Annotated in this window: 12 protein-coding genes; 4 read left to right on the top strand and 8 right to left on the bottom strand. The window is 72.4% G+C overall.

Annotation, left to right across the window (positions count from 1 at the left end; genetic code table 11):
* Positions 1–71 precede the first annotated feature (71 nt).
* Entirely contained in the window at positions 72–2,261 is a 2,190-nt protein-coding gene (locus AB0G11_RS16195; RefSeq protein WP_308126111.1) for an MMPL family transporter, read from the top strand.
* Here AB0G11_RS16195 and AB0G11_RS16200 read toward each other — a convergent pair.
* Positions 2,173–3,096 carry a helix-turn-helix domain-containing GNAT family N-acetyltransferase gene (locus AB0G11_RS16200; RefSeq protein WP_357586530.1) on the bottom strand — a complete coding sequence of 308 codons (924 nt, stop codon included), beginning with the start codon at positions 3,094–3,096 and terminating at the stop codon, positions 2,173–2,175. The genes AB0G11_RS16195 and AB0G11_RS16200 overlap by 89 nt on opposite strands.
* 31 nt (positions 3,097–3,127) lie before the next feature.
* On the opposite strand from AB0G11_RS16200, the gene AB0G11_RS16205 reads away from it, so the two are divergent.
* Positions 3,128–4,033, top strand: coding sequence for a beta-propeller fold lactonase family protein (locus AB0G11_RS16205; protein WP_357586532.1), 906 nt, complete (start codon positions 3,128–3,130; stop codon positions 4,031–4,033).
* A gap of 34 nt (positions 4,034–4,067) precedes the next feature.
* Here the strand turns inward: AB0G11_RS16205 and AB0G11_RS16210 are convergent, their stop codons facing one another.
* From AB0G11_RS16210 to AB0G11_RS16225, 4 genes are all read right to left on the bottom strand, one after another.
* Positions 4,068–5,021, bottom strand: coding sequence for an NAD(P)-dependent alcohol dehydrogenase (locus AB0G11_RS16210; protein WP_219514176.1), 954 nt, complete (start codon positions 5,019–5,021; stop codon positions 4,068–4,070).
* A complete protein-coding gene (locus tag AB0G11_RS16215) occupies positions 5,018–5,251 on the bottom strand; it encodes a helix-turn-helix transcriptional regulator (protein ID WP_219514190.1) in 234 nt (77 codons plus the stop codon). The genes AB0G11_RS16210 and AB0G11_RS16215 overlap by 4 nt, the downstream gene beginning before the upstream one ends.
* On the bottom strand, positions 5,245–5,676 hold the full coding sequence (locus AB0G11_RS16220) for a hypothetical protein (protein WP_219514198.1): 432 nt from the start codon (positions 5,674–5,676) through the stop codon (positions 5,245–5,247). Before AB0G11_RS16220 ends, AB0G11_RS16215 begins: the two co-directional genes overlap by 7 nt.
* 118 nt (positions 5,677–5,794) lie before the next feature.
* Positions 5,795–7,258 (bottom strand): glycerol kinase, encoded by a 1,464-nt coding sequence (locus AB0G11_RS16225; RefSeq protein ID WP_357586534.1) that lies wholly within the window; start codon positions 7,256–7,258, stop codon positions 5,795–5,797.
* Positions 7,259–7,362: 104 nt separating this feature from the next.
* Between AB0G11_RS16225 and AB0G11_RS16230 the strand changes: the two genes are divergently transcribed.
* Entirely contained in the window at positions 7,363–8,388 is a 1,026-nt protein-coding gene (locus tag AB0G11_RS16230; RefSeq protein ID WP_219514207.1) for a 6-phosphofructokinase, read from the top strand.
* Between the two features lie 136 nt (positions 8,389–8,524).
* Here AB0G11_RS16230 and AB0G11_RS16235 read toward each other — a convergent pair whose 3' ends face one another.
* Both AB0G11_RS16235 and AB0G11_RS16240 read right to left on the bottom strand, forming a co-directional pair.
* Positions 8,525–8,653 (bottom strand): hypothetical protein, encoded by a 129-nt coding sequence (locus AB0G11_RS16235; RefSeq protein ID WP_281427405.1) that lies wholly within the window; start codon positions 8,651–8,653, stop codon positions 8,525–8,527.
* Positions 8,654–8,725: 72 nt separating this feature from the next.
* Positions 8,726–9,613, bottom strand: coding sequence for an MHYT domain-containing protein (locus AB0G11_RS16240; protein WP_219514209.1), 888 nt, complete (start codon positions 9,611–9,613; stop codon positions 8,726–8,728).
* A gap of 208 nt (positions 9,614–9,821) precedes the next feature.
* On the opposite strand from AB0G11_RS16240, the gene thiI reads away from it, so the two are divergent.
* The gene (gene thiI / locus AB0G11_RS16245; RefSeq protein ID WP_357586536.1) at positions 9,822–11,018 is read left to right on the top strand and encodes a tRNA uracil 4-sulfurtransferase ThiI; all 1,197 of its coding nucleotides are present in this window, start codon (positions 9,822–9,824) and stop codon (positions 11,016–11,018) included.
* 5 nt (positions 11,019–11,023) lie between these two features.
* On the opposite strand, the gene aroF is transcribed toward thiI, so the two are convergent.
* On the bottom strand, positions 11,024–12,055 hold the full coding sequence (aroF, locus tag AB0G11_RS16250; protein ID WP_219514213.1) for a 3-deoxy-7-phosphoheptulonate synthase: 1,032 nt from the start codon (positions 12,053–12,055) through the stop codon (positions 11,024–11,026).
* Positions 12,056–12,270: the final 215 nt, after the last annotated feature.

Raw genomic sequence — 12,270 nt, forward strand, 5'->3', positions numbered from 1 at the left:
GAGCATTTACTTGTATTTCTGGTTCGGCCAATGAAACACGAGTAGTTTACCGAGTTTGGGGGCGGGGAGTGGTGACGACCCAAGGGCGGGACGCGCCGCTGCGCAGGCTGGGGTTCTTCCTGGTCAGGCGGCGGCGCGCGGTGCTCGGGCTGGCCCTGGCGCTGGCCGTGCTGGCCGGGGCGCTGGCGGCGGGCGCGGTGCCCCGGCTGTCGCTGGCGAGGTTCGAGGCGCCGGGATCGGAGTCGGACCGGGCGCGGGCCGAGCTGGCCGCCCGGTTCGGCACCGGCAGCCCGGACCTGATCTTCCTGGTGACCGCGAAACGCGGCACGGTCGACGACGCCGCCGTGGAGGCCGCCGGGCGCGAGCTCGCGGCCCGCGCCGCCGCGCACGACGGAGTGGCCGAGGTCGCCTCGTACTGGGGCCGGGGCAGGCCCGCCACCCTGCGCAGCGCGGACGGCAGGCACGCGCTGATCCTCGTGCGCGTCCCCGGCGACGCCGACCACGTGCGGGCGGGCGTGCTGCCCCGGCTGGTCCCGGCGATCACCGCCGAGCACGAGCTGCTGCGGGTGCGGGCCGGGGGAGGAGAGGAGGTCTTCCGCGTCACGGTGCCGCTGGCCAGGCAGGACTTCGTCCGCGCCGAGCTGGTGATCTTCCCGCTGGCGTTCGCGCTGCTCTGGCTCTACCTGCGCCGGGCGCTGGCCGCGCTGGTGCCGATCCTGGCCGGGGTGTTCGCGATGGCGATCGCGCTGGCGCTGCTGCGCGGGCCGCTGCTGTTCACCGGCATCTCGACGTTCGCGCTCAACCTGACGCTCGCCATGGGGCTCGGGCTGGGCATCGACTACTGCCTGTTCGTGATCGCGCGCTTCCGCGAGGAGGTGGCGCTGGGCCGCGACCGGGCCGAGGCGGTGGCCGGGGCGGTCGAGCACGCGGGGCGGACGGTGCTGTTCAGCGGCCTGACGGTGGCCGCGTCCCTGGCCGTGCTGTTCGCGCTGCCGTTCGACTTCCTCAGGTCGTTCGCGTACTCCGGCATCGCCGTGGTGATCGGCGGGCTGGTGGCGGCGGTGTTCGTGCTGCCGGCGGTGCTGGCCGTCGCGGGCGGCGCGATGCTGCCGCGCCGATCCCGGCCCGAGCGGCCGGGCACGTTCTGGCACGCGCTGGCGGTTCGGGTGATGCGGCGCCCGCTGCTGTACGGCGGGGTGGCCACGGTGGTGCTGCTCGTGCTGGCCGCGCCGTTCCTGGGGCTGCGCTTCGGCGTCGCCGACGACCGCATCCTGCCCCCGGACGCCGGGCCCCGCCAGGTGCAGGACGTGATCCGCCAGACCTTCCCCGCCGAGGAGACCGACGCGATCCAGGTCGTGTCCACCGGCGCGGGCGGCGACGTCACCGCCTACGCGGCCGAGCTGTCACGGCTGCCCGGCGTCGCCCAGGTCGACTCGGCCGCCGGCGTCTTCACCGAGGGGCGGCGGACCGGCGACGGCGATCCGTCCCGGTTCGAGGGGCGCGGGAGCTGGCTGTCGGTGGTGCCATCGGCCGAGGCGCTCGCCGACGACCCGGTCCGCCTCGCCGGGGCGGTGCGCGCGGTCGAGCCGCCGTTCGAGGTGCTGGTGGGCGGCTATCCCGCCGAGCTGGCCGACTATCGCGCCTCGGTGGTGGACCGGCTGCCGCTGCTGCTGGCGCTCATGCTCGGCGTGACGCTCGCGGTGCTGGCGCTCATGACGCGCAGCGTGATCCTGCCGGTCAAGGCCACGATCCTGAACGTGCTCAGCCTCGGCGTCATGTTCGGCGCCATCGTCTGGGTCTTCCAGGAGGGCAACCTGTCGGGGCTGCTCGGCTTCACCCCGACGGGCTCGCTCGACCCGAGCATCCCCATCCTCATGCTCTGCGTCGCCTACGGGCTGTCGATGGACTACGAGGTGTTCCTGCTGTCGCGGGTCAAGGAGGAGTACGACAGGACCGGCGACACCGAGCAGGCCGTGGCCGCCGGGCTGCAGCGCGGCGCGCCGCTGATCACGGCGGCGGGCGGCATCCTGGCGCTCAGCTTCGCCGCCTACGCCACCGCGTCGGTGTCGTTCGTGCAGATGCTCGGCGTCGGCATGGCGGTGGCGGTGCTGGTGGACGCGACGGTGATCAGGGCGGTGCTGGTGCCGAGCCTGATGCGGCTGGCCGGGCCGCTCAACTGGTGGCCGCGAGGTCGAGCGACCACATCTCGTCGACCACCTCGACCCCGTTCTCCAGAGCGGGCTCCTGCGAGTCGAGCGTGAACCCGGCGGCCCGGTAGATGCGCCGCGCGCTCTCCAGACAGGAGCGCGTCCACAGCACCATCCGCCGGCATCCCTCGGCCCGGGCGTGGCGCACGCACTCCTCGACCAGCCGCCGGCCCAGGCCGAGCCCGCGCGCGGACGGCTCGACGAGCAGCAGCCGCAGCTGCGCCGTCGTGGCGTCCTTGCGCACGCAGAACACGCAGCCCGCGGGCGCGCCGCCGGCCTCGGCGATCCACGCCGCGTCGCGCCCCGGGTCGAACTCGCCGACGACCTTCGCCACGGTCCGCTCGAAGGCCATGCCCCAGCCGTACTCCTGCGCGTAGAGCACGCCGTGCCGGTGGACGACCCAGCTCAGGTCGCCCGCGCGCGGCGCCCTGATGACCACCGGCTCGCGCTCGGGCGGCGGGCCGAGCACGTCGCGGATCGTCGCCATCGCCTCGACCAGCCGCCGCTGGCCCTCCTCGGGCAGCCGGGCCAGCAGGCGGCCGATCTCCTCCTGGGAGCGCCGGTCGAGCATGCCGTACGCCTCCGTGCCGGCCGCGCTGAGCCGGATGACCTGCTTGCGCCCGTCGGTGGCCGAGCGCTCGCGGACGATCAGCCCGTCGCTCTCGAAGCGCGTCAGGATGCGGCTGAGGTAGCCCGCGTCCAGGTCGAGCAGGGCCCGCACCTCGCCGGTCTCCAGCTTGCCCGCCTGGGCGATCTCGAACAGCACCCTGCTCTCCGTCAGCGAATAGGGCGAGTGGTGCATGCCGGCCTGGAGGACCCCGATGGCCTGCGTGTAGAAGCGGTTGAACGCCCGTACCTCGAAAGCTCTTGACTCCGTCAGCGAATCCATTGCCTCAGTCAAGCATGAGATGATGGCGGGTGTGAAGAGGCACCTCTACGTCGGCGGCTACGGTCCCGGCATCCTGAGCACCGGCGAAGGGCTGACCCGCCTCGCCTCGCCGTCGTTCCTGGCCCCGCACCCCTCACTCCCGGTGCTCTACGCGGCCGGCGAGCTCGCCCAGGGCTGGATCACCGCGTTCGGCACCGACGGCGGGCTCTCGCCCTGGGACGAGCGCTCCTCCGGGGGCGACAGCCCCTGCCACCTGGCGGTGCACCCGTCGGGCGAGCTGCTCGCGGTCGCCAACTACGGCGACGGCGTGGCCAGCCTGCACCGCCTCGACGGGCGCGGCGTGTTCACCGGCGATCCGATCGTGCTGCGGCACCAGGGCTCCGGCCCCGACCCCGAGCGCCAGCAGGGCCCGCATGCCCACCAGTGCGTCTTCCACGACGACGTGCTGCACGTCTCCGACCTGGGCACCGACGAGATCCGCCGCTACTCGCTCGACGGCGCGCCGCTGGAGCCCATCCGGCTGCCGCCCGGCACCGGCCCTCGCCACTTCGCCTTCGCCGGCTCGCGCCTCTACGTGGCGGGCGAGCTCGACGGCACCGTCACGCTGCTGGAGGGCGGGAGCCTCACCACCGTGCCCGCCTCTGCCTCCGGGGAGACCAACTACCCGTCCCACCTGGAGCTCGCCGGCGACTTCGTGTACGTGGCCAACCGCGGCCCCAACACGATCGCCGTGCTGCGCGCCGACGACCTGAGCCCGGTCGCGGAGGTGCCCTCGGGCGGCGACTGGCCGCGCCACTTCGCCCTCGACGGCGACCGCCTCTACGTGGCCAACCAGCAGTCGGGCGGCGTGACCGTCTTCGCCCTGACCGGCGGCGTGCCGGCGGCGACCGGCGAGGTGATCGAGGTCGAGAGCCCGTCCTGCGTGCTCCCCGCCTAGCCCGCGCCAGGTCCCGGCCGGTCCTGGCCCCGGGTCAGCGCACCGTGATGACGAGCTTGCCCGGCGCGTCGCCCGCGGCCAGGTCGCCCACCGCGGTGGCGGCCTCCGCCAGGGCGTACGTGCGCCCGACGGCCGGTCGCACGGCCCCGGCCTCGATGAGGTCCCGCAGCGTGTCCAGGTCGGCGGTGCGGGTCAGCGCGAGCAGCGGGTCCAGGCGCTGGCGCGTGAACGGATCGATCAGCCGGGCGGCCTGCAGCCGGCCGAGCCCGCCGAACCACCGGCCGCCGCCCTCACCGCCGACGAGGGCGAGCCGGCCCCGCTCGGCGAGCAGCCCGCGCAGTTCGCGCAGCGGCCGGTTGCCCGCGATGTCGATGATCAAATCGTACGTCCCGGTGAGCGGCTCGCGAGTGTAGTCGATGACGGCCCCGGCGCCCAGCGACCGGACGAGGCCGGCCTTGGCCGTGCTGCACACGCCGGTGACGTCGGCGCCGCCGGCGACCGCCAGTTGCGTCGCGAAGCTGCCCACTCCGCCACCCGCGCCGATGACCAGCACCTTCTCGCCGGCTGTGACCCGGCCGACGGCCCGTAACGCGGTCACCCCCGACACGGGCACGGCCGCCGCCTCGGTGAAGCTCAGGTTGGCGGGCTTGCGGGCGAGCTTGCCCGGGCGGGCGACGGCGAACTCCGCGTACGCGCCGGTCGCCGCGCCGTACACCTCGTCGCCGGGGCGTAAGCCGCTCACGCCGGCGCCGACGGACTCCACGACGCCGGCCACGTCCATGCCCGGCACGCGGTTGCGCGGCCGGCGCAGGCCGAAGGCGAGGCGGCCGACGAGCGGCAGCCCGGTCATGAGATGCCACACGCCGTAGTCGACGCCGGCCGCGTGCACCCGGATCAGCACCTCGCGGGCGCCCGGCTCCGGGGTCGGGACCTCGCCGAGGCTCAGCGTGCGCGGCGGGCCGTACTCGTCCTGGACGATCGCCTTCATGGGGGGTCTCCTTCGGTGTCGGGGTACTGGAAGACGTCGTCGAGCCCGACCCGGAACACCCGGGCGATGCGGAACGCCATTTCCAGGGAGGGGGAGTAGCGGCCCTGTTCGATCGCGATGATGGTCTGGCGGGTGACGCCGACCCGGTCGGCCAGCTCGGCCTGGGTCATCTCGCCGTGCGCGAACCGCAGGGCCCGGATCGTGTTGGTGACCCGCGTCGGCTTCACCACGTCTGGAAGCCGCCCTTGCGGTAGGCCATGATCTTGGCGATCGAGCTGAGCACCGAGGACAGCACGAACGCCAGGTAGACGGCGTTGGCGATCCAGAAGTGGCGCAGCTCGGCGACGGCCATGATCAGTGCGGCGAGCGCGCCGATGACGACGAAGGACTGTCCGATGCGCTCGCTGACCTGGTTGATCTCGCGGTCGCGCTCGTCGGTGCGGTCGGCGCCCTTGCCGCCCGCGACGGCCATCGCGATGTTGGCCGCGATCCCGGCGACGACGGCGCCGCCGATGGTCCACAGCAGGGCTCCGGCGTAGGCGACGTCGGCGAACGGGCCGTCGCCGGCCCGGCCCAGGACGATCGCCACGTAGATCGCGTACGCGCCGACGGAGAGCACGATCATCACCCAGGCGCGCTTTTCCTCGAAGGCCATGCCCGCTCCTCATGTAAAACAAAGCTGACATTGGTCAATGTAAAACGCCGCGGACACGATGTCAAAGTTTATTTACACGCCGGGCCGCGCCCCACCGGGCACGTGGGTGCGGGCGGGGCTACCGCCGGTCGTCACACGCCAGGGCTACGGCCGCGCGCCAGCGCTCGTAGGCGGCGTCGTCGCGCGCGCCCGGCTCGAAGCGCCGCTCCAGCCGCCACGTCTCGCGCAGCTCGTCCGCCGACCCCCACACCCCCGCGCCCAGCCCCGCCAGGAACGCCGCGCCCAGGGCCGTCGTCTCCCGCACCGCCGGGCGCTCCACCGGCGTGCCGAGCTGGTCGGCCTGGAACTGCATGAGCAGGTCGTTCGCGCTGGCCCCGCCGTCGGCCTTGAGCACCGGGATGCCGTCGCCGCCCATCACGGCCGCCACGTCGCGCACCTCGAACGCGATCGCCTCCAGCGTCGCCCGCACCAGGTGCGCCCGCGTGGTGCCGCGCGTGATGCCGGTGATCAGCCCCCGCGCGTCCGGGTCCCAGTACGGCGCCCCGAGCCCCGTCAGGGCGGGCACGAACACCACGCCGCCGCTGTCGGGCACCGTGCGCGCCACCGCCTCCGACTCCGGCGCGGTGCCGATCAGGCCGAGCCCGTCGCGCAGCCACTGCACCGCCGCGCCGGTCACGAAGATCGACCCCTCCAGCGCGTACGTGCGCTCGCCCGACGGCGCCTGCCAGGCCACCGTCGTCAGCAGCCCGTCCGGCGACCTGACGATCTCCGTGCCGGTGTTGGACAGGATGAACGAGCCCGTCCCGTACGTGCACTTGACCTCGCCGGGCGTGTAGCAGGTCTGCCCGAACAGCGCCGCCTGCTGGTCGCCGGCCACCCCGCTGATCGGCAGGTCCAGGCCGAGGAACGCGGCGGGCTCGGTGCGCCCCAGCTCGCCGAAGTTGGGCACGATCGCCGGCAGCGCGGACTCCGGCACGCCGAACAGCTCGCACAGCTCCGGCTCCCACCCGCCCGACTCCAGCCCGTACAGCAGCGTGCGTGAGGCGTTGGACGGGTCGGTGACGTGGCGCGCGCCCGCCGTGAGCCGGGCGATCAGGTAGGAGTCGACGGTGCCCGTCACCACCCGGCCGGACGTGACGCCCTCCCAGACGCGCGGGTCGTGCGCGGCCAGCCAGGCCAGCTTGGAGGCGGTGAAGTAGGGGTCGAGGCGCAGGCCGGTCAGCTCGGCGACGCGCGGCTCGTGCCCCCGCTCGCGCAGCCGGGCGCAGATCCCGGTGGTGCGCCGGTCCTGCCAGACGATCGCGCGGCGCGGCGCGGCCAGCGTCTCGCGGTCCCACAGCACCGCGGTCTCGCGCTGGTTGGTGATCCCGACGCAGACCGGCGTGGCGGCGGCCCCGCGCAGCGCCTCGGCGCAGGCGCTCAGCGTGGCCTGCCAGATGTCCTCGGGGTTGTGCTCGACCCGGCCGGGCTCCGGGAAGTGCTGGGCGAACTCCTCGTAGCCGCGGGACTCGACCCGGCCGTCCTCGGACACCACGAGAGCGGTGACGCCCGTGGTGCCGGCGTCGATGGCCAACACGCTCACGAAATCGCCTTTCACTCGGTCCACACGCGTTTGGTCTAGACCAATGCCCGCCTGTATGGGCACAATGCGATTCTGGTCGTGAACCCCGTCGGGAGGAACCCGTTATGCGTATCGGAGTGCTCACCGGAGGTGGCGATTGCCCCGGTCTCAACGCTGTGATCAGGGCTGTCGTCAGGAAGGGAGTGGGCGTCTACGGTCATGAGTTCGTCGGCTTCCGCGACGGCTGGCGCGGCCCGCTCGAAGGCGACACGATGCCGCTCGACATCCAGGCCGTGCGGGGCATCCTGCCCAGGGGCGGCACCATCCTCGGCTCGTCGCGGACCAACCCGATCAAGATAGAGGGCGGCGTCGACCGGATCAAGGACAACCTGGCCGCGACCGGCGTCGACGCGCTGATCGCCATCGGCGGCGAGGACACGCTGGGCGTCGCCAAGCAGCTCTACGACCGCGGCGTCAAGGTCGTCGGCGTGCCCAAGACGATCGACAACGACCTGTCCGGCACCGACTACACCTTCGGCTTCGACACCGCCGTCAACATCGCCACCGAGGCCATCGACCGGCTGCACACCACGGCGGAGTCGCATCACCGGGCGCTGATCTGCGAGGTCATGGGCCGCCACGCCGGCTGGATAGCGCTGCACGCCGGCATGGCGGGCGGCGCCAACGTCATCCTCATCCCGGAGAAGCCCTTCGACATCGACCGGGTCTGCGAGTACGTGGAGTCCCGCTTCCGCACCCGCTACTCGCCGATCATCGTCGTCGCCGAGGGCGCCCACCCGATCGAGGGGCAGATGGCGCTGCAGGCGGGCGAGCTCGACGCGTTCGGGCACGTCCGGCTCGGCGGCATCGGCGAGGTGCTGGCCAAGGAGATCGAGAAGCGCACCGGCAAGGAGGCCCGCACGACCGTGCTCGGCCACATCCAGCGCGGCGGCACGCCGACGGCCTACGACCGGGTGCTGGCCACCAGATTCGGCCTGCAGGCGATCGACGCGGCGCACGAGGGCGACTTCGGCATGATGGTGGCGCTGCGCGGCACCGACATCGTCCGGGTCGGGCTCGACGAGGCCACGGCCGAGCTGAAGACCGTCCCGGCCTCGCGCTACGCCGAGGCGGAGGTGTTCTTCGGCTGATTGAAAGCGGCTTGCAAGCGGGCGGCCGTACCTTCTGGAGCAGCGGGGTTACCGCTACAACCCCCTTCGAGGGTACGGCTTGCGCCGCGGAGAGTCGGCGGCCCACCACGCGTCGCAAGCCGTACCTACGCATAGTTCAACCGCGGGGCGTGCCGAAGAGATCCACCTCCGGCGCGCCCTCGTCGCCGCCCCGCAGCCGGTCGAGAAACTCCCGCTCGCTGCGCAGCTCCCGCTCCGAGGGCGACAGGGCGACGGCCGGCAGCACCGAGGCGGCGGTCAGCGGTGTGCCCCCATAAACCGACGCAGGGAGTACGGGGGCACACCGCCGCAGAGGCGACTATCTCCGGCGGCTGCGCGGCGCGGCCTGCTGGTGGGGCACCGGCGCGGGGTAGACCGGCTGCGGCCCGGGAGCGGCGGCGGGGTAGCTGAGCTGCTGCTGCTCCTGCGCGGCCTTGCGGCGCAGCTCCAGGCGGGCCAGGAGCTCGGCGTCCTCGTTCAGCTCCTGCTCCGACGGCGCCAGGATGACCATGAGCAGCATGGTCAGCGTGATGAGGCTGATCACGGTCATCAGCGGCACCAGGAAGTCGAGCGCGTCGGCCCCGGAGACGGCCGCGGGCTGCGGGTGGAGTTGGACGATCATCGCGAACATGCCGGTGTAGTGCATGCCCGCCACGGCCAGGCCCATGACGAGCGCCGCGGCGGTGATCCACACGGTCCGCTTGACCCGCAGCGTGAACCACAGGGCGGTCGTGGCCGCGACCACGGCGATGACCACCGAGGCGATCACGAGGGTGCGGTCGTAGGAGACGTGCGCGGACATGTTCATCGCGTACATGCCGAGGTAGTGCATGCTCGCCACGCCGAGCCCGGTGAGCAGGCCGCCGCCGAGCAGCGCGGGGACGCGGCCCCCGCCGTAGGAGACGAGGAAGAGGCCGGTGCCGACGACGATGATCGCGACCAGGGCCGAGGCGACGGTGAGCGGCACGTCGTAGCGGATCTGGGTGCCCTCCACCTCGAAGCCCATCATGGCGATGAAGTGCATGACCCAGATCCCGGTGCCGCCGATGGAGATGGCCGCGCCGATCAGCCAGCGCATCCGCGAGGCACCTCGCGACGCGTGGGCCTGGGCGGTGAGCCGCAGTCCGAGCATCGATCCCATGCACGACATCACGTAGGCGAGGACCGGCGTGAGCGGACCGTGGGTGAAATGGTCAACAGCGGACATGTAGTGAGATTCCTTGCATTAGGGGTCTCCGGATTGTGCCAGGAGCACTGTCCCTTTCGCATGGATATCTCGACTATCTGTCAACTTGACAAGTCGGAAATGTGAGATGTGCTCATGGATCCCTCGGTGGCCGGTCACGGACTAAACTCGGTGGGTCGCCGCGTTGGTACGAGCGCGCGCATTCCCTGTCTTCTCCGGAGGTTCCACCATGACGATGTCCGCCCTGGGCGAGCCATGCGTTCTGCTCAAGCTGGGCGAGATCGTCCTCAAGGGCAAGAACCGCGAGCTGTTCGAACGCCGCCTGATCAGCAACATCCGCGACGCGCTACAGGAGCTCGGGCTCAAGCTCGACGTGCGCCGCCGCCACGGCGTCATCGCGATCTTCCTGCCCGACGGCTCGTCGGCCGAGCAGGCCATGACCGTCGCCGAGCGGGTCGCCGACGTGCCCGGCCTGGTGTGGATCCACCCGGCCTGGCGCGTCGCCAAGGACCCCGACGCGGTGCTCAAGGCCGGTCTCGAGCTCGTCGGCGAGCGCGAGGAGATCGCCCGCAAGCCCACCTTCGCGGTCCGCTCCCGCCGCCGCGACAAGCGCTTCCCGCTGCGCTCCAACGAGCTCGACCGGCTCGTCGGCGGCGCCATCAACGACGCCTACGGCCTGCCCGTCGACCTGCGCAACCCCGAGCTGACCCTGTACATCGAGGTCGACCGCGACGAGGTGTTCGTCTTCACCGGCGGCCTGCCCGGCCAGGGCGGCCTGCCCGTCGGCAGCAGCGGCCGGGCGCTGGTGCTCATGTCGGGCGGCATCGACTCGCCGGTCGCCGCCTACCGCATGATGCGGCGCGGCCTGCACGTCGACTTCCTGCACTTCTCCGGCATCCCGTTCACCACCTCCGAGTCGATCTACAAGGCCTACGCGCTGGTCAGGAAGCTCGACCGGTTCCAGGGCAAGTCACGGCTGTGGGTGGTGCCGTTCGGCAAGGCCCAGCAGTCGATCCGCAACTCCGGCCAGGACCGGCTCGCGGTGATCGCCCAGCGGCGGCTCATGCTCAAGACCGCCGAGGAGGTCGCCCACCGCATCCGCGCCGCCGCCCTCGTCACCGGCGACGCGCTCGGCCAGGTCTCCTCCCAGACGCTGGCCAACATCACCGCCCAGGACCACGCCGTCGAGCTGCCGATCCTGCGCCCGCTCGTCGGCTGGGACAAGACCGAGATCATGGCCGAGGCCCGCCGCATCGGCACGCTGGAGATCTCCGAGCTGCCCGACGAGGACTGCTGCAGCCTGCTCGCCCCCAAGCGGGCCGAGACCCGGGCCAAGATCGAGGACCTCAAGCAGATCGAGAAGCGGCTGGACGCCGAGGAACTCGCCGTCCAGCTCGCCGACTCGATCCAGGAATACACCCTCTAACCGGGTCAGACCGTCGCCGGGGCCGCCGCCGTCTTGCCCAGCAGCGGCGGCAGGTCCCGCATGACCTGGGCCAGCTCGCCCAGGTCGGCGTCGACGAGCGCCTGCGGCCCGTCGCACAGCGCCTGCTCGGGGTGCGGGTGCACGTCGATGATCACGCCGTCGGCGCCCACCGCCAGCGCCGCCCTGGTCAGCGGCATCACCAGGTCACGCCGGCCGCCCGAGTGCGACGGGTCCACGATCACCGGCAGGTGCGACAGCCGCTGCGCCACCGGCACCGCCGAGACGTCGAGCGTATTGCGGGTGGCGGTCTCGAACGTCCTGATGCCCCGCTCGCACAGCACCACGTCCAGGTTGCCGCGCTGCGCGACGTACTCGGCCGCCATCAGCCACTCCTCGATCGTGGCGTTCATGCCGCGCTTGAGCATCACCGGCCGTCCCGCCGCGCCCACCGCCTGCAGCAGCGCGAAGTTCTGCGCGTTGCGGGTGCCGACCTGCAGCATGTCGGCGTAGGAGGCGACCAGCTCCACGTCCCGCGCGTCGACGACCTCGGTCACGATCGGCAGGCCGGTCTCCTCGCGCACGTCCGCCAGGATGCGCAGCCCCTTCTCGCCCAGCCCCTGGAACGCGTACGGGGACGTGCGCGGCTTGAACGCGCCGCCGCGCAGCAGCGTCGCGCCCGCCGCCTGAGCCATCCGCGCCGCCTGCAGCGTCTGCTCCGGCGTCTCCACCGCGCACGGCCCGGCGATCAGCGTCACCGTGCCCGGCCCGATCGGCACCCCGCCCACCCGCACCGTCGACCGCTCGGGGTGGTTCTCCCTGCTCACCAGCTTGTACGGGGTCGAGACGCGCATCACGTCGCGCACCCCCGCCATCCCGCGCAGGCTGCCCGCGTCGAGCTGCGTCACGTCGCCCACCAGGCCGACGATCGTCCGCGTCACGCCCTTGCTCACGAACGCCTCCACCCCGGCCGCCCGCACGACGGCGACGATCGAGGCGACGTCGTCGCCCGTGGCTTCCTGGCCCATCACGATCACCATGCTGTACTCCTCCGGAAAACGCGAAAGGCCCCGGGTCCTGGTGGACCCGGGGCCTTTCTGCTCGCCTGTCTGCTAGCGCAGCGTCAGGTGGCGAACGGTCCGACCTGTGGGTCCGTCGCCATAAAAAAACACGAACGCGGTGCGCATAGTGCGCCAATGGTAGCGCACTCGACCCGCTGACGAACCGGCGCGCGGCCGGTGGCAGGATGGTCGGG

This window comes from Nonomuraea sp. NPDC023979, assembly GCF_040639085.1.
GTDB lineage: Bacteria > Actinomycetota > Actinomycetes > Streptosporangiales > Streptosporangiaceae > Nonomuraea > Nonomuraea ceibae.

Bases quoted from the DNA above. Each gene is read 5' to 3' on its own strand.
- AB0G11_RS16200 (WP_357586530.1), bottom strand. From the start codon at position 3,096: ATGGATTCGCTGACGGAGTCAAGAGCTTTCGAGGTACGGGCGTTCAAC.
- AB0G11_RS16210 (WP_219514176.1), bottom strand. From the start codon at position 5,021: ATGAAGGCGATCGTCCAGGACGAGTACGGCCCGCCGCGCACGCTGAGC.
- AB0G11_RS16220 (WP_219514198.1), bottom strand. From the start codon at position 5,676: ATGGCCTTCGAGGAAAAGCGCGCCTGGGTGATGATCGTGCTCTCCGTC.
- AB0G11_RS16230 (WP_219514207.1), top strand. From the start codon at position 7,363: ATGCGTATCGGAGTGCTCACCGGAGGTGGCGATTGCCCCGGTCTCAAC.
- AB0G11_RS16240 (WP_219514209.1), bottom strand. From the start codon at position 9,613: ATGTCCGCTGTTGACCATTTCACCCACGGTCCGCTCACGCCGGTCCTC.
- thiI (WP_357586536.1), top strand. From the start codon at position 9,822: ATGACGATGTCCGCCCTGGGCGAGCCATGCGTTCTGCTCAAGCTGGGC.
- aroF (WP_219514213.1), bottom strand. From the start codon at position 12,055: ATGGTGATCGTGATGGGCCAGGAAGCCACGGGCGACGACGTCGCCTCG.